The following is a 21,945-nucleotide window of genomic DNA, read 5'->3' on the forward strand; positions in this document are numbered from 1 at the left end:
GCCGAGGGATGATTCGCTGGAGGGATGAGCGATAAGACACCACACACAGAAGATCTTCCGGACGACGAGCATCTGCGCAACGACGTGGTCCCGGCAACGCTGGACGAGCACGAGGCTTCCCCGGACGAGCATTTCACGCCCGGCCTGACCAATGCCGGCCAGCAGGTGGGAGGACTCGCTTCAGCTACGGGCTACGGCGACAAGCAGGACCCGGACGAGTTGGATTCCAACAACCCCGTCTGACCCGCCACGTGGGGCCGGCGGCCCATGGCCCCCAATGGTTGCTTGCTGTTTACCTGGAAGACGTTGTCCCGCGCCCGGGCATTGCAAGAAGATGATGCGACGGCGGGGCTTGCGTTGGTACCAACCGCGGCGCCTGCCAAGAAAGGCGGGGCTGGTTCTGACGGCAGCATTCCGGAGCCAGCCCCGCTGAAACCAGGAATAACGAAGAGCACGACTTTTCGGGGATTTGCTTGGCGGTGCTGTTTGCTCAACACCGCCAAGCGCTGAAACCGTCGGTTTCCCGACTCAAGGCTGCGGTACCACTGGACCCAGCTCCAGCTGCACCCCCATGCGCCGCGGCCTTTCAGGAATTACTTTGGACCGTCATCCTCAAGCGGACGCGAAGTTGCCGCCAAGAAACCGTCAAGGCTTGAGCAGGTTTTCACAAGCCGGTCACCGGACGAGGTGACGTACGACGCCGGGCGCGTCCCGCCGTCGTACGCCACCGCGGGTGCTACTTGGCCCGGGCGGCGAGGGCTGCAGCGAACGCCTGGGCGGACGCGGTGCTGCTGTTGATCCGCCAGTCGGTTTCCTTGTTGAAGTGGAACCAGATGATGGCGGTGATGTCCGGCTGGGCCGCGAGGTAGCTGATGAGCGCGGTGTTCCAGTCCGCCTTGGAGCCGCCCTGTTCGGCGGAGGCCGTCTCGGCGATCAGGATCTGCTTGCCCGGGGCCAGGGTCCGCAGCTGGGCGAGGCCGTCCCCGAAGAGCTGGGACGGCGACTGCCAGCTGCTCCAGGATGCGGAGGTGCCCCAGTTGTAGCCGTCCAGTGCCACCGCATCCACGTACGCATCTCCCGGGTAGAGGCCGGACAGCGGGATGGAGCCCCAGTAGGGGACATTGGGGTTCCACACCCAGGTGATATTGCTGGCGCCGGTTGCAGCCACCACGTCGCGGACGTGGCGCCAGGCCGCCACGTAGTCACCGCTGCCGTTGCCGTTGACCTGCTCGGACCACGGGTACCAGTTGCCGTTCATTTCATGGCCGAACCGGAGCATCACCGGGTGCCCCCAGCCGGCCAGGGCCTGGCCCCACTGCCGGAGGTAGGGGTCGAAGTCGCCGGCGGCGATCCGGTCCAGCGAGTAGGCGGGCTGCTCGGTGCCGCCGCCCCACGTCCACGGTTCCCAGGTCAGCAGCGTCTGCGCGCCGCGGGCCCGGACGGCCTCGAGCTCGCTGATGGGCGCGGCCTGGTTGAAGTCCTTGTAGGACAGGATGATGGACGGCGCCTCGCCGGCCAGGGCAGTCACGGCGTCGAGTTCCGCGGAGGCGAGCGGGCCTCCCGGCGTGCCGACGCCGAACCGCAGGACGGCGGGCGCCTGGGCCGGAGCCGCGGGAGCCGGGGCGGGGGCGGGGGCGGGGGCCAGGTTAGGGTCCTGCTCGGTGACGGAGGGGGAGCTGTAGGTGTAGGTGAACGTGGCGGCAGCGCTCGCCGTGCCAGAGGTGGCGCGGACAGCAAGCCCGGGATCGTCGGTCAGTGGCATGACCAGCTCCGCGGTGAAGTAGCCGGACGCGCTGGTTTTGAACGCGGCCGTGGCGGTGCCGGCGCTGACGGTTCCCGAACTCTTCTTCGGGAAGCCCGTACCGGTCACGATCACGGAGGTGCCCGCCGGACCGGTGTCCGGGCTCAGGGTGACGATAGCGGTGGCGGCGTGGACCGGCGTCGCTATCCATGCCGTGCCGCCCGCCAGCAGGGCCAGCACGGAGACCAGTGTTCTGAGTAGCTTCATGAAACCTTCCAAGGGGATCCGGCAGCGGCCTGCCTGTGGAAGGGAGGCTGCCGCTGCAGAGGACAAGGGCCGGACGGAAAAGACCCCTTATTAAGTGTCCGGATCCCCGGGAGCGCTCCTGACCAAAACGGCACAGGATCTGCGCAGCTTTGACCGAAGAAACACCCAGTGCCCGCGTCCGGGCGCCCTACTTGGCCGGATACTCCTGCCGCCGCAGCAGCCAGGCGAGGTGCGAGGCATTGCGGGCGAGGGCTGCGTTGGCGGTGGCGACGGCGTCCGGCACCTTGTCCAGGTCCTTGAAGTCCACCGTCTGCATGGCTTCGCCCACCCAGTAGGTGCCGCCCTGCGCGGGGATGCTGAAGCCGACGTCGTTCAGGCCCTGCATCATGTCCGCGACGCTCTTGCGAACCCCGTCCTCGTTCCCGACGACGGCGACCGTCGCCACTATGCCGTACATGACCGGCCGGCCCTGGTCATCCGTCTCGGACAGGTCCGCATCCAGCCGTTCCAGGACTTGCTGCGCCACGCTGGCGGGGTGGCGCATCCAGATGGGCGTGGCCAGCAGGAGAATGTCCGCCGCGAGGATCCGCTCCCGCAGTTGCGGCCACTCGTCCCCGTCGCCCATGTCCACTTGCACGCCGCGCTTTACGTTGTGGTGCACCACCCGCAGCGAGGACCCCTGGACGCCCTGCTGCTCGAATTCGTCCAGGATGTGCCGAGCCATCAGCTCACTGCTGTACGGCTCCGGCGAGGGGGTGAGGGTGCAGACGAGGGCGAGGGCTTGCAGGTCAGGCATCGTGGTGTCCTTTCACAGCTGCTGGGGACGGCACCACTTGCGGTGCTCCCAAGGGATTCGGGGACACTGCCCGTTCCGGATGGGCTTTCGCCTGCCTTTGGGGCAACGGGAAGGAGGCTTCAGCGATCCGCTGTGCCATTGACGGGGAGTCGCGGAATCAGTAGCTTATCGATAGTCGTTATTAACGAATGTCGATAATTGGGGGAGCAGTGAAACTCATGCGCGGGCAAGCAGAAACCGGTCCAAAGAAGGTTGTGTCGAGGGGCGATGCCATCTTCCTGATGGTGGCTTCGGCTGGTGCAGCTCTTGTGACCACAGCACTGACTGTGCTGAGCACTGTGGGGCTCTTCACCGGGCCGGTGACGCTGGTGCTTCCCGTGGCCACGAGGCATCAGACAGCTGCTGGCCTGTCGTTGGAGGCCACGGGGCATTTCACGTCCGTGGAAGCGACCGTACCTGTCCTGCCGTCAGGCCCAGCCGAGAGTCTCGCCTGGGCAGGCGCACTGAACCAGGTCGGGGTCCTGGCCGTCCTGGCGCTGGTGTTCCTTCTGGCCTACCGGCTTCAGGGCAGGATCCTCTTTACTGCGCGGTCTGCCCACATCGTTGGCGCAGCCGGAGTGGTTCTCGCCGTGGCGGGCATGGCTGGCCAGGTTCTCGGTGGGGTTGGCCGGAGCCGGCTTGCCGAGATGATCGGCGCCAATGCCCGCACGCCGGGTGAGTCAGTGATTTTCTCGGCGGAATTCAGTATTGCCCCGGCCATGGTGGGCACCGCCCTCCTCCTGATTGCGGGAGTCTTCGAGTACGGCCGCCGGCTCGAGAAAGACACCGAGGGACTCGTCTAGTGCCGGCCGAGGAGCCGTCGAACATCCACTGCCACCTGGACGACCTGCTGGCAGACCGGGGCATGACCCTGACGGAACTGAGCAAGCGAGTCGGAGTAAGCCTGGTAAACCTGTCGGTCCTCAAGAACGACCGCGCGAAGGCAATCCGGTTCTCGACCCTGACGGCGATCTGTGAAGCACTCGATTGCCAGGTCGGTGATCTGCTGACAACCGTTCGAAACCCGTGACTGAGGTTTCATCGGAATATCCGCCCAGGCGGAACTCCTGCTCAGATCTTGACCCAAGCCTCGGCGATCCTTCGGGCTTCCTTGACTTGCCCGGCGTAGCTTGGGCCCATCAGGCAGTTCGGGTTCGAAGGGGAGTGGAAGCAATGACACTTACTGAATACGTTGTAGCCCTTGGCAGCATGCTGGCCTCACTCGGCGCTGCCGGTCTCCTGGCAGCCGGTGTGATCCGCGCAAAGGCCCGCCACTGACCGTTTCCTTCACGGGACCCAGCGTGAAGGGCGGGGTGGGACGTACGACGGCGGCGCGCGCCGCCGTCGTACGTAAACCCCCCGCATGCCTGGCCGGGTAACGGGAGGATTAGGGACGGCGAACTTCCGGTGAAGTTTCTCTCCCAAACCCCTTTACGCGCCCGGTCCGGTGTTATTAACATCGTTCGTGTCATAGTCCGGATGGGCGCCGGGGGCGTCCGGGAAGGGGGAGTGCATCACCGCTGATCATTACCGAACGACAATTGACCACTACGTTGAAAGCCCCTCCTAGGAGGGGCTTTCCCCTTGCCGGGCGTTCCGCCTTCTGGCAGGGTGTTTTCCGGGCTAGGGGGTAGGCCGGATGGCGGTATCGGCGCTGTAGGAAGTGACCTTGGAAGCGGGGCCGCTGTCGAGCACCTTCGAGCGGACCGTGGAAGCGTCCAGGACGACGTGCTGTGCTTCGACGTTGCTCACCACATGGTTGGTGGCCACCACGTTGCTGTCGCCGCCTGCGATGAGGACCATTGTGGGCTGGGCGTTCGGCGGAACGATCCTGTCCGGCGAGACGTCATAGGCTATTAGGTTGTTGGAGAAAAGGTTGTTGTCTCCCGCAATGTGAACCACGCCGTACAGATCGTCCAGGCCGTTGGATGCTCCGAGGAACGGCGGGAAGCCTTCCATGCCCCGCCGGAAGTGGTTGCCAGTGATCAGGTTTTCCTTGCAGTTGTTGGTGAGCCTCATCATCCCGGGGAAGAAGCCCTGGAACCTGTTCGAGGTCACCGAGCACCTGTTGCAGCCGGTCAGCTCAACCAGGCTCCTGCCCCGGGGAAACAGGTTGTTACCGGTGATGAGAAGACCTTCGTGATTCTCCGCCAGCAGGGTGGCGCCCTCCGGCCCGGCGCCCATGAGGTTGTCACTGACGATCGTCGCCTGTCCCGCTCCGGTGAGTTCTACGCAGTTGCCGCATTCGGCGATCATGTTGTCGTGAACGCGCAGGGCGTCGGCGCCGCGGACTATGAGCGCGTGCTCCAGATACACAAAACCCATGCCGGTGATATGGAAGGAGTCGTTGTCCGAGGCGACCTCAATGCCGGTCCTGCCGTTCCTGTAGCTGTTGCCGTCCGGCGGGAACTCCACGCCATCGAGGCAGAAGTCGCGGAAAACGACTCCGGACAGGCGCGGACTCCCCGCCCGGCGAACCAGGAAGGCCTGCGGCGCTGTTGATTGGGTGAGGACACGGATGTGGCTGCCGCCGGGCTGCAGCTCGAGCCAGCCGGACGTGTCCGCATTGTCCTTAATGCTGCGGGAGAAGAACCCGTGGCCAAAGCCGGCAATGGTCAGGTAACTGATGTCCACCACCACCTGGGTCCGAAGATCGTAGTCGCCCGGGGGAATGGTGATCACGGCGCCCGGCCTGGTGTCTGCCGTGGTCTGGCGCTTCTTGATGTCCGCGATGATGTCATTGATCACGGCGCCAATGTCCCACTGTGCCGTCACCTCCGGCCGGCCCTTGATCTTCCAGGACGTGACATCGTAGATGTTCGTTTCTTCCGGGCTATCCGCGGCCTGTGCCGGTGCTGCAGTGCCGAAGGCCAGCGCTCCGGTAAGGGTGGCGACAGCGCCAGCACCTAACAACCTGCGTCGGCTTGGGTCCACCACTACCGAATTTTTGTAAGTCAACGCTTCTCTCCTCAATGCACCGTGAATGTGTGGGCTATCCGGGACCGCAAGGCATCGGTTTTTTGCAGCACAGAGCGGCGGGTCTTGATGGCCTCGGTGTAGGCGCCAGCAAATGGAAGAGGCTCCCGCTCCTAAAGGGACGGAAATCTTCATGCGGGTGCCAAAACGATTGGGCGTCCGGATACCTCGAGGCTAGGAGGGCGGATCAACAGCTGTCAACGCCAAAATTTTTTTCGATTTTTGGCAAAACGGTGACCCTTGACACCCGAATGTTCCGCGTTCTATGGTGAGTGCCAAGTCGTTTTGGCAAAACGATTTTTCAGACCGAGTCACTCTCACCATTCCGTTCAAGAGAAAGTGAGTCGACAGCGATGTCCACTCGTAAATTCATCAGCAGGCTCGCCATCGGCGGCATCTGCACCGCCGTCGCACTGGCCGCCTCGGCATGCGGCGCAGGGGGCCCGGCCACGTCTACCGGAAGCGCCGGCACCAACACCGTCAACGTCCTGGTCGAAGCCGGCGGCCACGCCGAACTGACCGGCGTCGCCCAGCAGTGCAAGCAGGACGCCGGCGTAGACGTCAACTTCGTCGAACTGCCGTACGACGGCATGTTCAACCGCCTTTCCAGCGAATTCTCCTCCGGCAACGTCTCCTTCGACGTGGCCGCCCTGGACTCCGTGTGGCTGCCCAGCTTCAAGGACGCGCTCCAGCCCATTGACGAGATCTTCACCGACGAGGCCAAGAAGGACATCTTCCCGGCCCTGGTCAAGGAAGCCAATGTGGACGGGCACTTCGTTGGCCTGCCCGCCTGGACCAACGCCGAAATCATCCTGTACCGCAAGGACCTTTTCGAGGACGCCAAGAACAAGGCAGATTTCCAGGCCAAGTACGGCTACGAACTGGCGGCCCCCACCACGTGGAAGCAGTACCAGGACATTTCCGAGTTCTTCACCAAGGACGGCATGTACGGCACGGACGTCAAGGGTGGCGTGGAAACCGAATGGCTGGCCCACGTCCTGCAGGCCGGCTCGCCCATGGTCCTGGACGGCGACAAGGTGGTCATCGACAACGCCGCCCACAAGGAAGCCCTGGACTTCTACGTGGGCCTGGCCAAATACGCTCCCTCCGGCGCGGCCCAGGTGGACTGGGCCGCAGCGCAGAACCTGTTCAACCAGGGCCAGACCGCCATGACCCGGTTCTGGGCCCACGCGTACCGGCAGATCCCCAAGGACTCCCCGGTGGCGGGCAAGGTGGGCGCAGCCCCCATGATCGCCGGATCCGCCGGCGTCGGCGGCGTTCCCGGCCCCTGGTACCTCACGGTCCCGAAGGCGACCAAGAACACCGAGGCAGCCAAGAAGTTCGTGAAGTGCGCCTACGACTACAACGACAAGGGCATCGAATCCAGCCTGGGCCTGGCCTCCCGCATCTCCGCGTTCGAGAAGTACCAGGACAAGGAAGGCTACGAGAGCTTCAAGCCGCTGATCGAAACCCTCAACGGTGAAGCCACCGCCACACGCCCGGCCACCGAGAAGTGGCAGCAGATCGTGGACACCGTCCTGGTGCCCATGCTGCAGAAGGCCGTGGCCGGCGGCGACTCCGCCGCCCTCCTCACCGACGCCAAGAAGCAGATCGAGGACCTCCTCAAGTAAGACCCCCGCGGCCGGCACTTGCACACACCGGTGCCGGCCGCGGCCCCAACCAGCGGAAGAGAAAACCGTGCGCATCTCCGACCGCCGCTTCGCATTGTTCCTGATGACACCAGCGGCGCTGTTCCTGGCAATATTCGTGGCCTTCCCGCTGTTCCGCCTGGTGGCGGACAGCTTCTTCAAAATCTCCCCGATCGCCGGCGGCCCCCGCGACTTCGTGGGCCTGGACAACTACTTCCGCGCCTTCGCATCGGAGGCCTTCACGGGAGCGGGCTGGCGGACCCTGGCCTACACCCTGGTGGTGGTCACCCTCGAGTTCGCCCTCGGCCTGGGCATGGCCCTGCTGTTCACTATGCTGGGCCGCAGCTCCCAGATCTGGCGGACGGTGTTCATGTACCCGCTCATGATCGCCCCGATCGTGGCAGGCCTGCTCTGGAAGTTCCTGATGATCGACAACTTCGGCCTCATCGGAACGCTCCTGCACCAGGCCGGTATCCTGGACAACCCCAACCAAATCGGCTGGCTGTCCGACCCCGGCATCGTGCTCTATTCGGTGGCCATCCCGGACATCTGGCTGACCACCTCGTTCATGTGCCTGGTGCTCTTCGCCGGACTGCAGAACATCCCCGGCGACCTCATCGAAGCCGCACGGCTGGACGGTGCCCGGGCGCCGGCCCTGCTGTTCCGGATTATCCTTCCGCTGCTGCGGCCGGTCATCGCCGTCGCACTGGTGGTCCGCGGCATCGACGCGGCCAGGGCCTTTGACACCATCCTCATCCAAACCAACGGCGGCCCGCAGTCCGCCTCGGAAACCATGAGCCTGCTGATCTACCGCACCATGATCCGCTTCGGCGATCCGGGCCTGGCCAGCGCCATGGGCACCATCTACCTGCTGGCGATGCTGGCCGTCGCGTTCGTCGCGGTGTCCACCATCTGGCGGCCAGGAAAGGACAACTGATGCGCGTCGCCGAAAAAACCACGCACGACGGCGGGACCCCGGCCAGGGCGGCTGCGGCACCTTCCGCAGCACCCGCCGTCGTCCGTCCCCGCAAGCGCCGCGGCGTTAACCGGGAAGGGCTGGAGGCCGGCCGGCGCAGCACCCGCACCCTGCTGTGGGTCCTCCTCGCGGCCGCCATGGTGCTCTACGGATTCCCGTTCCTGTACCTGCTGTTCACGTCCTTCAAAACCCCGATCGACACCATTGCGGTGCCGCCCACCATCCTTCCGCGGGAGTGGACGCTGGAGAACTACGCCAACGCGCTGGGCCGCAGCGGCGTGCCGGCGTCGTTCATCAACAGCATCCAGACGGCCATCATCAGCACCGTGCTCTCCCTGGTTCTGGCGGTTCCCGCCGCCTACGGCATCACCCGGTACAAGACGCTCAGCGGCCGGATTTTCATCATGGCCGCCCTGGTGACGCGCATGGTCCCGCCGGTGGCAATCGGCATTCCGCTGGCCTCCATGATGGGATCCGTGGGCCTGGCCGACACACCCATCGCGCTGTCCATCGCCCACACCACCATCTCCCTGCCGCTCTCCATCTGGCTAATGTCCAGCTTCTTCGAAGCGGTCCCGAAAGACCTGGAGGAGGCGGCAACCGTGGACGGGTGCAGCAGGCTCGGCGCGCTGTGGCGGGTGGTCATCCCGGTGGTCTCCGGCGGCATCGCCGTCACGGCGATCTTCGCCTTCCTGGCCTCCTGGAACGAGTTCCTCTTCGCCCTCCTGATGACGGCCATCCGCTCGCAGACAACGCCCGTGGTAATCGCGAATTTCCAGACCCAGTTCGGCCTGGACTGGGGATCCATGACGGCCCTGGCCGCCGTCTACTCCATCCCGGTCATCCTGCTGACGCTCCTCCTGCAGCGCAAGATCGTGGCGGGCATGACGCTCGGCGCCGTCAAGGGCTAGCCAGGGGAACCGACATTCGTCGGTAGCCTACTCATACCGGACAAACCATAAGGACGTGGGACACAGATGAGCAACAAGAACATCGGCATCAAGGACGTGGCCGTCGCCGCCGGCGTTTCCGTGACAACTGTCTCCCACGTGCTCAACGACGTTTCCTACGCCCGGATCAGCCCCGAAACCAGGGACAAGGTCAAGTCCGCCGCCGAGCAGCTCGGCTACGGCCCCAACCGCCTGGCCCAGGCCCTGCGCACGCAGCGGACCGGCATGCTGGGCCTGGTGAGCGAGGATATTGCCACGACGCCCCACGCCGGCCGCATCATCCTTGGCGCCGACGAGGCCGCGAAGGCCCGGGGGTACGGCCTCATGATCATCAACACCTCCGGCTCGGCGAGCCTCGAATCCCGGCAGGCCGACGTCGAAGCCCTCCTGGAACGCCGGGTGGACGGCATCCTCTACGCCACCATGTACCACCGCAACGTTGAGCTGCCGGCCAACCTCGGCAGCGTGCCCTCCGTGCTGGTGGACTCGGTGGCCAAAGGCGGAAACATCACAGCCGTGATCCCGGACGAGGACGGTGGTGCACGCGCCGCCGTGGGCGCGCTCCTCGAAGCGGGCCACACCCGGGTGGGCTTCATCAACAACACTGACGATGTCCCCGCCACCCGCCAGCGGCTCCAGGCCTTCCGGGCCATGCTGACCGAAGCAGGGCTCGACGGCGACGCGGCACCTGTCGAGTCCGAGGTTTCCGAAGTGCACGGCGGCTACGAGGCGGCCCGGCGGATCCTGGCACGCAAGGACCGCGCCGACATGCCTACGGCACTGTTCTGCTACAACGACCGGATGGCGATGGGAGCCTACCGCGCCGCCGCCGAGCTGGGACTCAGCATCCCCGGCGACCTTTCGGTAGTCGGCTTCGATGACCAGGAACTGATCGCCGCCAACCTCCACCCGGGCCTCACCACCGTGGCCCTGCCCCACTACGAGATGGGTGCCTGGGCCACCGAGCACCTGATTGACGCCGTCGAAGGGAAGACAGACCTGACCCTCATGGCATTCCACCCGACCATCCTGGGCTGCCCGCTGGTGCGTCGCGATTCCATCGCGGCTCCCCGGCCCTAGCAGCCAGCCCCTTCCACTTTCCAAGAGGACCGCACCAACATGTCCACCTTCCTTGATGCCGCACGCCCGGAAACACCTCCGGCCGGGACCGCCAGGTTCCGTCCCGCCATCCACTTCACGGCCCGGGACACCTGGCTGAACGACCCCAACGGCCTGGTCTTCCACGACGGCCTCTACCACCTCTTCTTCCAGAACAACCCGTATGGCAACGTGTGGGGGAACATGTCCTGGGGCCACGCCACCTCCCGTGACCTGCTCCACTGGACGGAACACCCCGTGGCTATTGCCTGCGACGAAACCGAGGACATCTACTCCGGCAGCGTGGTGGTGGACCACGGAAACACGTCCGGCTTCGGCACCGCGGACGCACCTGCCATCGTGGCCATCTACACCAGCGCCTACAAGGCCGCGTCCGAACACTCCGGCACACAGGCGCAGTCCCTGGCCTACAGCACCGACGCCGGCATGACGTGGCAGAAGTACGGCGGAAATCCTGTCCTCACCCGGAACTCCGCGCACTTCCGCGACCCCAAAGTCTTCCGCTACGCGGGCGGGCAAGGCCCCTGCTGGATCATGGTGGCCGTCGAAGCGCAGCACCAGAAGGTGGTCTTCTACCGTTCGGACGACCTCAAGACCTGGGACTTCCTCAGCCACTTTGGCCCCATGAACGCAGACCAGGGCGAATGGGAATGCCCCGATCTCTTTCCCCTTGCCGTGGACGGGGACCAGGACAACGTCAAATGGGTCCTGATCGTCAACGTCAACCCGGGTGCGGTGGCGGGAGGTTCCGGAGGCCAGTACTTCGTGGGCCAGTTCGACGGCGCCCGGTTCGTCCCGGACTCCTCTTCAGTTGCGGCGCCGGCCGGGGTCAGCGCCCTGGGTGATTCCGCCGCAGCCGCTGCCGCCCTGCAGCAATGCCTGTGGCTGGACTGGGGGCGCGACTGCTATGCCTCCGTCTCCTTCAGCAACATCCCCGATGGGCGGCGCATCATCATCGGCTGGATGAACAACTGGGACTACGCCAACCAGCTGCCCACCGCCCCCTGGCGGTCCTCGATGACCCTGGCCCGCGAAGTGCGCCTGTCTGCAGCCAGCGGCTCCGCCCGCCTGGTGCAGCAGCCTGTCCTGCCCGGCCACCCTGCCGTAGGGGGGCGGCCCGCAGTCGCGGAGCAGATCATCGCGGAAGCGTTCGAACTGCAGGACTCGGTCCTGCGGCTGCCGGCTGCGGCACCTGGCAGCGCCCAGGTTATCGAGGCGGAGATCCTGCCCGGCAGAGCTGAGCACGTGGCCTTCCATCTGTTCGCCAGCGTGGACGGAAGCGCGGGCACGGTGCTGGGCTACAACGCCGCCACCGGCCGGCTCGTCCTGGACCGCCGCCGGTCAGGGGACACGGGCTTCCACGAAAAGTTTTCGTCCGTGGAGTCAGCGCCGCTGGTCCTGGAGGACGGCGTGCTCAAGCTGCAGATCGTCGTCGACCATTGCTCGGTGGAGGTCTTTGCGCAGGGCGGGGCGGTGGTCCTGACCGACCTTATCTTCCCTGACGCCGGAAGCCAGGAGAACTGGCTGGCGGCCGGGGGAGGCCCGGCAACAGTCCGGAAACTCACGGTCTCAACCCTTGCCTGACGGCAGGATGGGCAATCCAGGAAAGGTCCGAAGAAATGTACACGAACGATGACCCCCAACCGGGCCTTGACGTCGTAGTAGTCGGTGAAGCCCTTGTGGACATCGTCGTCTCGTCCGCGGGCACCGTGGAGCACCCCGGCGGGTCACCGGCAAACGTGGCCTACGGGCTCGGGCGGCTGGGTGCCGCCACCGGGTTGCTGACCTCGATCGGTGACGACCCGCGCGGCGCGGCCATCGAGCAGCACCTGCACAGCGCCGGCGTCGAACTCCTGCCCGGTTCCAAGGGGCCAGGCCGCCGGACCGCCACGGCGACGGCGACCCTGGCGTCCGACGGGTCGGCGCGCTATGACTTCGACATCCGCTGGGACCTTCCGCGGATCGCCCCGGCGACGCTGCCCAAAGTCCTGCACACCGGCTCCATCGCCACCTTCCTGGCCCCGGGGGCGGCTGCGGTCAGGGAACTTCTTGAGCAGTCACACCGGCGCTGCATGGTCACCTACGATCCCAACATCCGACCTGCCCTGCTCGGCAGCCACTTCGAGGCGAAGACCATCTTCGAGGAACTCGTCCCGTTCACGGAGGTGGTCAAACTCAGCGACGAGGACGCACTGTGGCTCTACCCGCGGCTGTCCCTGGAGGACATCTCACAGCGCATCCTGGACCTGGGGGCAGGGCTCGTCGCCGTCACCAGCGGAGCTGACGGATCCCTGCTCACCACGGCAGGCGCGCAGGTGGCCGTACCCCCGGTCGCTGCGGAAGTGGCGGACACCATCGGCGCCGGCGACTCCTATATGTCAGCCCTGGTCTACGGACTCCTCATGCGCGGGGCGGACGGGCTGGCGCCGTCCGTGCTGGAGTCGCTGGGCCGGATGGCCTCCAGGGCAGCGGCCATCACGGTCAGCCGCCCCGGCGCCAACCCGCCGACGGCGGAGGAACTGCAGGCCGGGCTCCCGGCGCATCAAACGGTGGCACCATGAAAGACAGGACACAAAGGGAAGAGCCCATGCCAAGCAACAACTACTACGACGTAACCACGTGGCCGGTCGGCAATCCGGCCAAGGACGTGGGTGAAGTCATCAACAGCATCATCGCCGACATCAAGGAACGGCAGGCCGCCGCCGACGTGAATGACGGCGGCAAGCCGGGCGCGGTGATCTACCTTCCGCCGGGGGACTACCACCTTCGCACCCAGGTGCTGGTCGACGTCAGCTTCCTCCGGATCGAGGGTTCGGGGCACGGCTTCACGTCGTCGAGCATCCGCTTCAACGTGCCCGACGACGAATGGCCGGACCTGCACGAGCTGTGGCCCGGCGGAAGCCGGATCATCGTGGACCTCCCGCCGGCCGAAGACGGGGAGGAAGCCAAGGGCGCCGCCTTCTACATCGAGCGGAGCGGAAGCCCGCGGATCAGCTCAGTGGAGTTCTCCAACTTCTGCATCGACGGGCTGCACTTCACCCCGGACGGCTCGGAGCTGCATGCGGAAAACACCTACGTCAACGGCAAGACCGGCATCTATGCCGCGAGTGCCAACGACTCTTTCCGCGTCACCGGCATGGGGTTCGTCTACCTGGAGCACGCCCTCACCATCTACCACGCGGACGCGCTGTCCATCCACGACAACTTCATTGCCGAATGCGGAAGCTGCATTGAACTGCGGGGCTGGGGACAGGCCTCAAAGATCACGGACAACCTGGTGGGGGCCGGCTTCAAGGGCCACTCGATCTACGCCGAAAACCACGGCGGGCTCCTGATCACCGCGAACAACGTCTTCCCCCGGGGCGCGAGCAGCGTCCACTTCAAAGGGGTCACCCGTTCCAGCGTCACCAACAACCGCCTGCATTCCTTCTACCCGGGGATGGTGCTCCTCGAGGACAACAGCTCGGAAAACCTCGTGGCCACGAACCACTTCCTCCGCGACCACGAGCCCTGGACCCCATTCCTGGGAGTGGACAACGGACTGGACGACTCCACCGGGCTCATCAGCATCAGCGGCAGCAACAACTCCGTGGTGGGCAACCACTTCTCCGAGGTCATCGACTCGGAGAGCATCCGGCCGGCGGGTGCCACGCCTGTCATCATCCGGCTGGCCACGGGGGCAGGCAACTTTGTCTCCACCAACCATGTGGTGGCCATGGACGTCTCCGCCAAGTCGAGTGACTCCTGCTTCGCCGCCCAGGTGGACGCCCTGCTGACAACCGAAGCGTCCGAGGGCCTCGCCGTCACAACCGTCATGGTCGATCCCGCATCAGCCCGGAACACCGTCCTTGATTCCGGAAGCGACGCCCAGGTTGTCCTGGACAAAACCGCCAACGCCTTCAGGGCCACCCCGACGATCGGTTTGTAGGAGGGGAAGCCCGCAGGATGCGGGAAGTACGTAGTGGGGTTTAGTAAAACGAGTAGGCATTACGCGGGTGCCGGCCCCGGGGGCTGCATAGATTCGGGGCATGGCAGAGGTAATTAATCGCAAGCACGGGCGCCGCAGGATGGCCACAGAAGCCAAGCGGGGCGTCCCACCCTACGTCGTCGTGAACGCCGTCCTGGTGGTCGGCCTGGCCATCGCCATTTTCGTGCTGACCCGCTAGGCCGGCGGCCGTTAGCGGGGGATGCGGCGTCCCCTGGACCGGCGCAGGAGCAGCAGGAGAACTGCGACAATCAGCAGTACCGGGGCAACTCCCAGGAGGAATCGCAGTGTTTCGACTGCCAGCCCCAGGATGAAACAGATCCCGGCGAGAATGAAGATCCCAACCGCCAAATTCTTCATCCGTCCACCTTCCGGTTGCAGTGATTGGAACAGCCTACGCGGTTGTCCGGCGATGCTGCCACGGGGCTCGGGCACGCATAAGAGGTCTGGCCCTAGGCCAGCGCCGGGGGCTCGAACCGTGTTGCCGGCGAGCCGCCGCCCAGGGCTTTGAGGATGTTCTCGGCCACGGTGCGGACCTTCAGGTTCCGCTGCCGGGACACCCCGGCGAGCTTACTGAATGCCTCCGTGTAGGAGCATCGCGTCTGGCCCATGACAACCCCGCACGCCACGTCGATGGAGGTGCGGCTTTCCAGCACGGCTTTCAGGTTGTCGCCGGCGGACCGGATGCTGCGCACCTCCAAGGCCAGCTGCATGCTCTGCGACGCCACCCCGGCGAACCTGGTGGCCTCGCTGACCATGTCCGGGGTGAAGTCGAAACCTTCCGGCCCCAGGAACACCAGGGTGCAGGAAACGCGCGCCCCCACGTCCACCGGCACCGCCAGTGCAGCGCCGTAGCCGGACGCAACCAGCCGCCGTCGGTATGCATCCCACCGCTGGGAGGAACCGTCCGCTGCCACCTGCACCGGCCCCGCGTCGGCCTGCATCATGGGCCCGTCACCGTACCGCTCCTCGGAGGATGCCAGGCACTCCGCCGGGCCTGTGCTCCCTGCCGTCACCGGCGGCGTTCCCGCACGGTGCAGGGTGGCGGCGCAGTCCACGCCGGCCGAACCGCTGAGCGCCGCCGCGGCAGCCTCGGCCAGCCGCTGCACTGAATCGAGGTCCGTCTCGGCGCCGGTGACCAGGTCCAACAGAAGACCGGCGTGTCCCGTCCGCTTGCCTCCGGATACCGCCTGTACCGCCATGCTTCTTCCCCCACTCAACGTCAGGTCCCGCCCGCCGCAGCAGGCTTTAGACGAATCTAGGGGGACGCCCCAAGACAGGGCACGAGTAGTGGGTACTCTACTTTTCCTGCCGGTACTTGCCGCTACTTGCTTCCAGCCATTCCAGGAAGGTCTGGCGTCCGACGGCGGCGCCCGGCGCCGGGATCAGCGCACCGCTGCGCATGGCCTTTCCCATGGGGCCGGGAAGCGGGACTTCCACCACCTTTTTCCGCTGGCCGGTCCTGTCCAGGTACGAGCGGACCAGGCCGTCGAGCTCCTCCAGCCGCGGGCCGCCCAGATCCCTGATGCGACCCCGCGGCCCAGCCTCGGCCGCTGCCAGAAGGGCCTCGGCCACTTCGCGGGCGGCCACCGGCTGGGTGAACATCTTGGGCACCAGCACCACAGGACCGGCGGAGGCCGTCTTCACCACGCGCGGCACGAACTCGTGGAACTGGGTGGACCGCAGCAGGGTCCATGGCACGTCGCCGTGCCGGACAGTGTCCTCCTGCACCAGCTTGCCTGCGTACAGGCCTGAGGTGGCCTTGTCGATGCCCACGATCGAGAGCACCACCTGGTGCTTCACGCCGGCCTTCTTCTCCGCGGCCAGCAGGTTCTGCGAGGCGTTGGTGAAAAAGTCCACGGCCTTTTTGGTGGCCGTGCTGTTGATTCCGGACACGTCGATCACCGTGTCCACGCCCCGAAGCGCCTCATCCAGCCCGCGGGCGCTGACCAGGTCCACCCCTTCCGCACGGCTCAAGCTGGCCACGTCATGGCCGTGCTCCCTGGCGAGCTCCACCACGTGGCGCCCGACCGTACCGGTTCCCCCTGCAACGGCAATCCTCATAGGAAAAATCCTATGCCCGCGGGGTGCCTCTTGCCGTCCATGTCAGAACTGCGCACGGAGGGCATACATGGTCTGTTTGCTGCACTGCATGATCCGCCGCAGGTGGGCTGCCGCCAGGTGGGGGAGCTCAACGCCGGGATCGGCGCGGGAGGAGTCCTGGCGCAGCCCCTTTTCGAGGTTCAACGCCAGGCCGGCCAGGCGTTCGGCGCCCACCATCTGGCTGGAGGTTTTCAGGCTGAGCACTGCATCCATCGCGCCGCGCAGGTCCCCGGTGGTCAGTGTCAGCCGCAAGCGATCGGTCCTTACGGGCAGTTCCTTGATGTAGTTCTCCACGAAGACCCGCCAGATGCTCTCGTCGTCGTCCAGTTCGGCGCGCAGCCGTTGGAGTACGGACGGGTCAAGGAGGGGCCGGGGGAGGTTTTCGTCCTGCATCGGCAGTTGTCCCTTCACCAGGAGCGAGTGGCCCTCCTCCCCGTCATGAAGAAGAACCGCTGACTGCCCCCAGGCCTAGAAAGGACGCTACGGCCATGCCGTACGCAGGACACGAGTAGTGGGTACTCGAATTTTCCGTCCGGCCGGAGCTGCACCTCATGGAAGCCGTGTCCAATTTATTGGGGGCTTTTCCCCGTGTGCCGCCGGTTCCTTCTCACTACACTGGGACGCATGACTGAGCAGGAACCGGCCGGGGGCCGTGCTGCAGTTACTCCCGACGGCGGGGCAGGCTTTTCGGACGACCCCGCCATGGCTCACGCGGTGGACGGGGAAGGCGAGGCCGCGCGCCTCGCCGATCCAGGCGCCGTCGATACCTCTGTGCGGACTCCGAAGCAACGGTCCCGCACATTCCTGGGGATCCTGGTCAACACGGGGGTCGCCAACATCACCACCAGCTACCTGTGGTTCGCCCTGACGTTCTGGGTGTACCTGGAGACCCGCAACGTGATCGCCACCGGTGTGGTGGGCGGTGCGTACATGTTGCTGATTGCGCTCTCCAGCATCAGCTTTGGCACTTTCGTGGACCGGTACCGCAAGCTGGCCGTGATGCGCTTCGCCGCCGTCTTCACGCTGCTGATGTTCGTACTGTCCGGCGTGATGTTCCTGCTGACACCCGAAGCCCAGCTGCTGGACCTGGGGCAGCCCTGGTTCTGGCTCTTCACCATGATCATCCTGGTGGGCGCCGTGGTGGAGAACCTGCGCAACATTGCCCTGTCCACAACCGTCACCATCCTCATCGAACCGGACCGGCGCGCCAACGCGAATGGGATGGTGGGCATGGTGCAGGGGCTGATGTTCCTGGTCACCTCGGTGCTGTCCGGGCTGTCGGTGGGGCTGCTGGGCATGGGCTGGACCATCGCCGTCGCCGTCGTCCTCACGGCGCTCGCCTTCGCGCACCTGCTCACCCTGCACATGCCCGAGGAAGTGCGGGCGGCTGCCACGGATGCCCAGGGCGGCTTCGACCTCCGGGGCGCCCTCGCCGCAGTCCTGGCCATTGGCGGGCTGTTCGCGCTGATCCTGTTCTCCACGTTCAACAACTTCATCGGCGGCGTGTACATGGCCCTGATGGACCCGTACGGCCTGGAGATGTTCCCCGTGGAGCTGTGGGGCATCTTCCTGGCGGTTGGCTCCAGCGGGTTCCTGGTGGGCGGGGCACTGATCGGCAAGTTCGGGCTCGGCGCCAACCCGCTGCGGACCCTGCTCTTCGCCGTCGTGGCGATGGGGTTCCTCGGCGCGGTGTTCACCCTGCGCGAGTGGGCCTGGCTGTACGTTCTGGGCATCTGGCTGTATCTGACCCTGGTGCCCGTGGTGGAGGCGGCCGAGCAGACGGTCATCCAGCAGGTGGTGCCGCTGCCCAAGCAGGGCCGGGTGTTCGGCTTCGCCATGGCGTTCGAGTCGGCGGCAGCGCCCATCACCGCGTTCCTGATCGCGCCGATCGCCCAGTTCTGGATCATCCCGTACGCGCGGTCCACCGAAGGGGCGGCCCAGTTGGCACCGCTGCTGGGCGAGGGCACGTCACGCGGCATCGCCCTGGTGTTCCTGGTGGCCGGGATCATCATGGTCATCGCAGCCGTGCTGGCCTTCTTCACCCCGGTCTACCGGCGGGTCTCGGCCGAGTATGCCGAGGCGGCCGAGGAGGCCAAGGCATCCGAGCCCGCTGAGGGCTGAGGCCTCACCTTTCCAGCGAGGGACGACGCCGTGCCCCGGGCCGCCGTCGTACTTCCTGGTTCTCCGTCCTGGGGCACATTGGCTGCCTGCCGCCGGTGTTGAGATCTTGATGCCCGGCGTGTCCGTGTCAATGTGCCCCACTTTCGCCCGAAATTCTCCCCGCCACTGTCCGGCATGCCACGAAAGGACTAGGGTTCTTGCTCCAGCATGCAAACAGAGGAGGCACACATGTCCGGTGAACCTGTGTTCTTTGAAATCGGCGTGGAGGACGCCGAGCGGGGCAAGCGATTCTACGGGGAACTTTTTGGCTGGGACCTGAGCCCGGGACCGTCCGGTAACGGCTTCTCCATCCATAAGGCCGGAATCCCAGGGGGCATCCATGGCGGCGACCCCGGTGCGTCGCCTTACCTGTTCTTCCAGGTGGACAACCTGGACGCGGCGCTCGCACGGGTGCGGGAACTTGGCGGCTCCGTGGACGACACCGACCTGGGCGACAGCGACAGCAGCGCCGCGGAGTACGGCAGGTTCAAGCTGTGCAAGGACGATCAGGGCTCGGCCTTTGGCCTGCACGAACCGCCGGCAACGTGAGCGCGGGATTGGGCGGAAACGCCCGGATGTGAGCGGGCGTCAGGGACTGGTCCGGGGGAGGGCGAGCCGGCCCCCGGCCCGGGTCCTTACCGCAGTCCAGGCCCCAGGCACCCACCGGCAGAGCGCCCAGTAGCCCACCCCGAACACCAGGGATCCGGCCACCGCCAGCACCTGGCTGACCGGAAGCAGCACCGGGTAGACCAGCCAGTGGGTGAGGTAGATGTAGAGCGAGGCCGCGGCCAGCCACCCCGTCACCCGGCGGAGCAGGGCCGGCACCGGCAGCACCGGCACCCACGCGAGCAGCAGGATCCCGGCGGCCACGGTGACCTCCCGCACGGTGCTGTTGAAGAACCCGGGCAGGGTCAGCACGGTGATCAGGGATACCGTCAGCCGGTGGAGGTTGGTGCGGGCGCGTGCCAGGGCCCAGCCCAACGCGAAGATCCAGAACACGGGCGGGGGCTTGGGCAGGCCGGGATCCACCAGGTCGTACCGGCTCAGCAGCGCAACGGCCACCAGGCCCAGCGCGAAAAGGAACGGCGCCCGGCGCTCCCACCGGTCCACCCAGGGGATGGCCATCAGCGCTCCCACCGCCAGCAGGATGTACACCAGCAGTTCCACGAACCAGAAGTGCCACTGGGTGGTCACCTGCTCCGGGCCCACCATGGCGTTCAGCAGGAAGATGTTCGCCACGGTGTAGTGGTCTGTTAGCAGGTATGCCACCGCGATGAACAGCACGGACGGCCCCACGATGCGGGCCAGCCCGCGGAACTGGCGCCGCAGCCGCGGGACGCGCTCCTCGGCCAGTTGGAACCGGGCGAAGTTGTAGCCGGCCACTGCGAAGAGCAGGTGCGCTGTCTGGAAGGTGAACAGCTCCACATGCGTGGCCACCACGCACACGATGGCCGCCGCCCGGACCACCAGTGAAGTCTCCAGGAACGACAGGAAGCGCCTCTTGTTCCGTGCCGGGCGCCGGCGTTCCAGCTCCTTGACGGGCAGCAGATGCCAGTCGGAGGGCAGCTTCCCCAGCACGCCTTCCAGCCGGACGGAGACCGCCACGTAGGAGAGCGAGTCGCCGTCGAGGGAGACGAACGTGTCGTCATCTGCCACGCTGTCGCACTCCAGGGCGTCCATGAAGATCTGCCGGATGTCGGCCTGGCCCTCCGGTGCCGCCCCGGGAACGGCCGCCCTTGAAACAGTCGCGGCGGGCCGGGTGCTGTCCGGAACAAGGCTGGTCACAGGCACGCCCAGGGAGCGGACCGCCGGGTAGTCGATCTTGCCGGTCGCCAGGCGCGGGAGCTGCTCCACGGGGTGGACCACGACGGCGGCGCGCGGCAGCCCCAGGCTGCCGGCCAGGACTTTGGCGAGCATGCCGCCGTCGTGCTCGCCTTCCACGGCGGCGACGAGCAGGTCATCGGTGCCGGCCGCGGCCGCGGTGATGCCCATCCCGGCGAGGATCCGCTCCACCTGCCCCAGGTCCACGCGCAGGCCAACGATTTTCACGAACCGGCTGCGCCGGCCCACCACCTGGTAGAGGCCGTTCTCCTGCTGGCGGGCCAGGTCGCCGGTCCGCAGTTCGTGGATTTCCCGGCCAAGGGCCAGGTCCGCAGGGGACTCGGCGTAGCCGAGCATGACGTTGGGGCCCGTGTAGACCAGTTCCCCGTCCGCCAGGTCCTCCACGGGGTCGATCCGGAACGTGCCGCCCGGCACCGGGACGCCGATGGTCTCCGCGTGGTCCGCTGCCAGGTCCGGGGGCAGGTAGGCCATCCGGGCGGTGGCTTCGGTGGCCCCGTACATGACGAAGAGGTCCCAGCCGCGGCGCTGCCCGGTCTCGGCCCAGGACCGGACCTTCTCGGGCGCCAGCCGCCCGCCGGCCTGGGTGACGTAGCGCAGCCGCGGCAGCTCCTTGTCCGCGAACCCTACCCGCTCCAGGAGGTCGAACGTGTAGGGAACGGCGGCGAAGGAGGTGGCGTGCTGGTCCCGGAACAGGTCCCAGAAGCAGGGGTCCACCACGGAAAGGTCGGTGAGAACCAGCCCCGCCCCGCGGATCAGGTGGCTGTTGACCACGGACAGACCGTAGCAGTAGTGCAGGGGGAGCGTGGTGGCGGCACGGTCGTCCGAGCCGATGTGCAGGTACTCGGCGATCGCCTCGGCGTTCGCTGAGAGGTTGGTGTGCGAGAGCCGGACCAGTTTCGGCGAACCCGTTGAACCTGAGGTGCTGAGCAGCAGCGCCAGGTCCGGGTGCAGGTCATGCCGGGTGCCGGTCCGACGCTCCTGGAGCATGGGCGTGCCGTCGCCGCCGCCGGGCCACAGCAGCGCGTCGGGGTCGTAGGCGTTGACCAGGGAGGCCAGGGCCTCGGGCTTGTCGGCCGGGGCCAGCAGGAGCGGATGGCCGCCCGAGAGTGCGGCAAGGTAGCCCACCAGGGAGTCCAGGTCGTTGCCGGCGGCCAGCACCACCAGCCGGCGTTCAGTTCCCAGCCTGGCAGCAGTCTGGTCCACCAGGGCTGCAAGCTCGCTGTAGGTTACGGTGCCGTCAGCGGTGAGGACCGCCGGGCGGCCGCCGTGCCGGGCGAGGTCGGTGAACGCGACCCGGGCGAGTTCGGGCTGCGCGGTCACAGCGCAGCCCTGCTGGGGTGAA

Annotated in this window: 21 protein-coding genes; 13 read left to right on the top strand and 8 right to left on the bottom strand. The window is 66.4% G+C overall.

Features of this window, described 5'->3' with window-relative positions; genetic code table 11:
* Positions 1–24: 24 nt before the first annotated feature.
* Complete coding sequence (locus AC5RUO_RS03690; RefSeq protein WP_494010237.1) at positions 25–243, top strand: hypothetical protein; 219 nt, start codon at positions 25–27, stop codon at positions 241–243.
* Between the two features lie 493 nt (positions 244–736).
* Here the strand turns inward: AC5RUO_RS03690 and AC5RUO_RS03695 are convergent, their stop codons facing one another.
* Together AC5RUO_RS03695 and AC5RUO_RS03700 are read right to left on the bottom strand one after the other, a co-directional pair.
* Positions 737–2,008, bottom strand: coding sequence for a glycoside hydrolase family 26 protein (locus AC5RUO_RS03695; protein WP_494102847.1), 1,272 nt, complete (start codon positions 2,006–2,008; stop codon positions 737–739).
* A 187-nt stretch (positions 2,009–2,195) separates the two neighbouring features.
* Positions 2,196–2,804, bottom strand: a complete 609-nt coding sequence (locus AC5RUO_RS03700; RefSeq protein ID WP_494102848.1) for a flavodoxin family protein — start codon at positions 2,802–2,804, stop codon at positions 2,196–2,198.
* 218 nt (positions 2,805–3,022) lie between these two features.
* On the opposite strand from AC5RUO_RS03700, the gene AC5RUO_RS03705 reads away from it, so the two are divergent.
* On the top strand, positions 3,023–3,646 hold the full coding sequence (locus AC5RUO_RS03705; RefSeq protein ID WP_494102849.1) for a hypothetical protein: 624 nt from the start codon (positions 3,023–3,025) through the stop codon (positions 3,644–3,646).
* Positions 3,646–3,873, top strand: a complete 228-nt coding sequence (locus AC5RUO_RS03710; RefSeq protein ID WP_494010240.1) for a helix-turn-helix domain-containing protein — start codon at positions 3,646–3,648, stop codon at positions 3,871–3,873. The genes AC5RUO_RS03705 and AC5RUO_RS03710 overlap by 1 nt, the downstream gene beginning before the upstream one ends.
* Positions 3,874–4,466: 593 nt before the next feature.
* Here AC5RUO_RS03710 and AC5RUO_RS03715 read toward each other — a convergent pair.
* A complete protein-coding gene (locus AC5RUO_RS03715; RefSeq protein ID WP_494102850.1) occupies positions 4,467–5,801 on the bottom strand; it encodes a NosD domain-containing protein in 1,335 nt (444 codons plus the stop codon).
* A 371-nt stretch (positions 5,802–6,172) separates the two neighbouring features.
* On the opposite strand from AC5RUO_RS03715, the gene AC5RUO_RS03720 reads away from it, so the two are divergent.
* The 8 genes from AC5RUO_RS03720 to AC5RUO_RS03755 all read left to right on the top strand — a co-directional run bounded on the left by AC5RUO_RS03720 (position 6,173) and on the right by AC5RUO_RS03755 (position 14,679).
* Positions 6,173–7,450, top strand: a complete 1,278-nt coding sequence (locus AC5RUO_RS03720; protein ID WP_494102851.1) for an ABC transporter substrate-binding protein — start codon at positions 6,173–6,175, stop codon at positions 7,448–7,450.
* Positions 7,451–7,517: 67 nt separating this feature from the next.
* Complete coding sequence (locus AC5RUO_RS03725; protein ID WP_494010243.1) at positions 7,518–8,405, top strand: carbohydrate ABC transporter permease; 888 nt, start codon at positions 7,518–7,520, stop codon at positions 8,403–8,405.
* Positions 8,405–9,355: a carbohydrate ABC transporter permease gene (locus AC5RUO_RS03730; RefSeq protein WP_494010244.1), complete on the top strand. Its 951-nt coding sequence runs from the start codon at positions 8,405–8,407 to the stop codon at positions 9,353–9,355. Before AC5RUO_RS03725 ends, AC5RUO_RS03730 begins: the two co-directional genes overlap by 1 nt.
* A gap of 66 nt (positions 9,356–9,421) precedes the next feature.
* A complete protein-coding gene (locus tag AC5RUO_RS03735; protein WP_494102852.1) occupies positions 9,422–10,474 on the top strand; it encodes a LacI family DNA-binding transcriptional regulator in 1,053 nt (350 codons plus the stop codon).
* 39 nt (positions 10,475–10,513) lie between these two features.
* Positions 10,514–12,097 (top strand): glycoside hydrolase family 32 protein, encoded by a 1,584-nt coding sequence (locus AC5RUO_RS03740; protein WP_494102853.1) that lies wholly within the window; start codon positions 10,514–10,516, stop codon positions 12,095–12,097.
* 35 nt (positions 12,098–12,132) lie between these two features.
* A complete protein-coding gene (locus AC5RUO_RS03745; RefSeq protein ID WP_494102854.1) occupies positions 12,133–13,074 on the top strand; it encodes a carbohydrate kinase family protein in 942 nt (313 codons plus the stop codon).
* A 26-nt stretch (positions 13,075–13,100) separates the two neighbouring features.
* Entirely contained in the window at positions 13,101–14,441 is a 1,341-nt protein-coding gene (locus AC5RUO_RS03750; RefSeq protein ID WP_494010248.1) for a NosD domain-containing protein, read from the top strand.
* Positions 14,442–14,541: 100 nt separating this feature from the next.
* Positions 14,542–14,679, top strand: coding sequence for a hypothetical protein (locus AC5RUO_RS03755; protein ID WP_494010249.1), 138 nt, complete (start codon positions 14,542–14,544; stop codon positions 14,677–14,679).
* Positions 14,680–14,690: 11 nt separating this feature from the next.
* On the opposite strand, the gene AC5RUO_RS03760 is transcribed toward AC5RUO_RS03755, so the two are convergent.
* From AC5RUO_RS03760 to AC5RUO_RS03775, 4 genes are all read right to left on the bottom strand, one after another.
* On the bottom strand, positions 14,691–14,858 hold the full coding sequence (locus tag AC5RUO_RS03760; protein WP_494010250.1) for a hypothetical protein: 168 nt from the start codon (positions 14,856–14,858) through the stop codon (positions 14,691–14,693).
* Positions 14,859–14,950: 92 nt separating this feature from the next.
* Positions 14,951–15,700 (bottom strand): ANTAR domain-containing protein, encoded by a 750-nt coding sequence (locus tag AC5RUO_RS03765; protein ID WP_494102855.1) that lies wholly within the window; start codon positions 15,698–15,700, stop codon positions 14,951–14,953.
* Between the two features lie 97 nt (positions 15,701–15,797).
* The gene (locus AC5RUO_RS03770) at positions 15,798–16,562 is read right to left on the bottom strand and encodes an SDR family oxidoreductase (protein ID WP_494102856.1); all 765 of its coding nucleotides are present in this window, start codon (positions 16,560–16,562) and stop codon (positions 15,798–15,800) included.
* Positions 16,563–16,604: 42 nt separating this feature from the next.
* Positions 16,605–16,994, bottom strand: a complete 390-nt coding sequence (locus tag AC5RUO_RS03775; protein ID WP_494010253.1) for an Hpt domain-containing protein — start codon at positions 16,992–16,994, stop codon at positions 16,605–16,607.
* A 309-nt stretch (positions 16,995–17,303) separates the two neighbouring features.
* Between AC5RUO_RS03775 and AC5RUO_RS03780 the strand changes: the two genes are divergently transcribed.
* The gene (locus tag AC5RUO_RS03780) at positions 17,304–18,722 is read left to right on the top strand and encodes an MFS transporter (RefSeq protein ID WP_494051358.1); all 1,419 of its coding nucleotides are present in this window, start codon (positions 17,304–17,306) and stop codon (positions 18,720–18,722) included.
* Between the two features lie 228 nt (positions 18,723–18,950).
* Entirely contained in the window at positions 18,951–19,310 is a 360-nt protein-coding gene (locus AC5RUO_RS03785; protein WP_494010254.1) for a VOC family protein, read from the top strand.
* Between the two features lie 39 nt (positions 19,311–19,349).
* Here AC5RUO_RS03785 and AC5RUO_RS03790 read toward each other — a convergent pair whose 3' ends face one another.
* A complete protein-coding gene (locus tag AC5RUO_RS03790) occupies positions 19,350–21,923 on the bottom strand; it encodes an AMP-binding protein (RefSeq protein WP_494010255.1) in 2,574 nt (857 codons plus the stop codon).
* Positions 21,924–21,945 lie beyond the last annotated feature (22 nt).

The sequence above is a fragment of the Arthrobacter sp. Y3221087 genome, assembly GCF_059089905.1.

Excerpts from the sequence above, each read along its gene's own strand:
- AC5RUO_RS03690 (WP_494010237.1), top strand. The coding sequence starts at position 25 with ATGAGCGATAAGACACCACACACAGAAGATCTTCCGGACGACGAGCAT.
- AC5RUO_RS03695 (WP_494102847.1), bottom strand. The coding sequence starts at position 2,008 with ATGAAGCTACTCAGAACACTGGTCTCCGTGCTGGCCCTGCTGGCGGGC.
- AC5RUO_RS03700 (WP_494102848.1), bottom strand. The coding sequence starts at position 2,804 with ATGCCTGACCTGCAAGCCCTCGCCCTCGTCTGCACCCTCACCCCCTCG.
- AC5RUO_RS03705 (WP_494102849.1), top strand. The coding sequence starts at position 3,023 with ATGCGCGGGCAAGCAGAAACCGGTCCAAAGAAGGTTGTGTCGAGGGGC.
- AC5RUO_RS03720 (WP_494102851.1), top strand. The coding sequence starts at position 6,173 with ATGTCCACTCGTAAATTCATCAGCAGGCTCGCCATCGGCGGCATCTGC.
- AC5RUO_RS03730 (WP_494010244.1), top strand. The coding sequence starts at position 8,405 with ATGCGCGTCGCCGAAAAAACCACGCACGACGGCGGGACCCCGGCCAGG.
- AC5RUO_RS03735 (WP_494102852.1), top strand. The coding sequence starts at position 9,422 with ATGAGCAACAAGAACATCGGCATCAAGGACGTGGCCGTCGCCGCCGGC.
- AC5RUO_RS03740 (WP_494102853.1), top strand. The coding sequence starts at position 10,514 with ATGTCCACCTTCCTTGATGCCGCACGCCCGGAAACACCTCCGGCCGGG.
- AC5RUO_RS03745 (WP_494102854.1), top strand. The coding sequence starts at position 12,133 with ATGTACACGAACGATGACCCCCAACCGGGCCTTGACGTCGTAGTAGTC.
- AC5RUO_RS03750 (WP_494010248.1), top strand. The coding sequence starts at position 13,101 with ATGCCAAGCAACAACTACTACGACGTAACCACGTGGCCGGTCGGCAAT.
- AC5RUO_RS03755 (WP_494010249.1), top strand. The coding sequence starts at position 14,542 with ATGGCAGAGGTAATTAATCGCAAGCACGGGCGCCGCAGGATGGCCACA.
- AC5RUO_RS03760 (WP_494010250.1), bottom strand. The coding sequence starts at position 14,858 with ATGAAGAATTTGGCGGTTGGGATCTTCATTCTCGCCGGGATCTGTTTC.
- AC5RUO_RS03765 (WP_494102855.1), bottom strand. The coding sequence starts at position 15,700 with ATGGCGGTACAGGCGGTATCCGGAGGCAAGCGGACGGGACACGCCGGT.
- AC5RUO_RS03770 (WP_494102856.1), bottom strand. The coding sequence starts at position 16,562 with ATGAGGATTGCCGTTGCAGGGGGAACCGGTACGGTCGGGCGCCACGTG.
- AC5RUO_RS03775 (WP_494010253.1), bottom strand. The coding sequence starts at position 16,994 with ATGCAGGACGAAAACCTCCCCCGGCCCCTCCTTGACCCGTCCGTACTC.
- AC5RUO_RS03780 (WP_494051358.1), top strand. The coding sequence starts at position 17,304 with ATGGCTCACGCGGTGGACGGGGAAGGCGAGGCCGCGCGCCTCGCCGAT.
- AC5RUO_RS03785 (WP_494010254.1), top strand. The coding sequence starts at position 18,951 with ATGTCCGGTGAACCTGTGTTCTTTGAAATCGGCGTGGAGGACGCCGAG.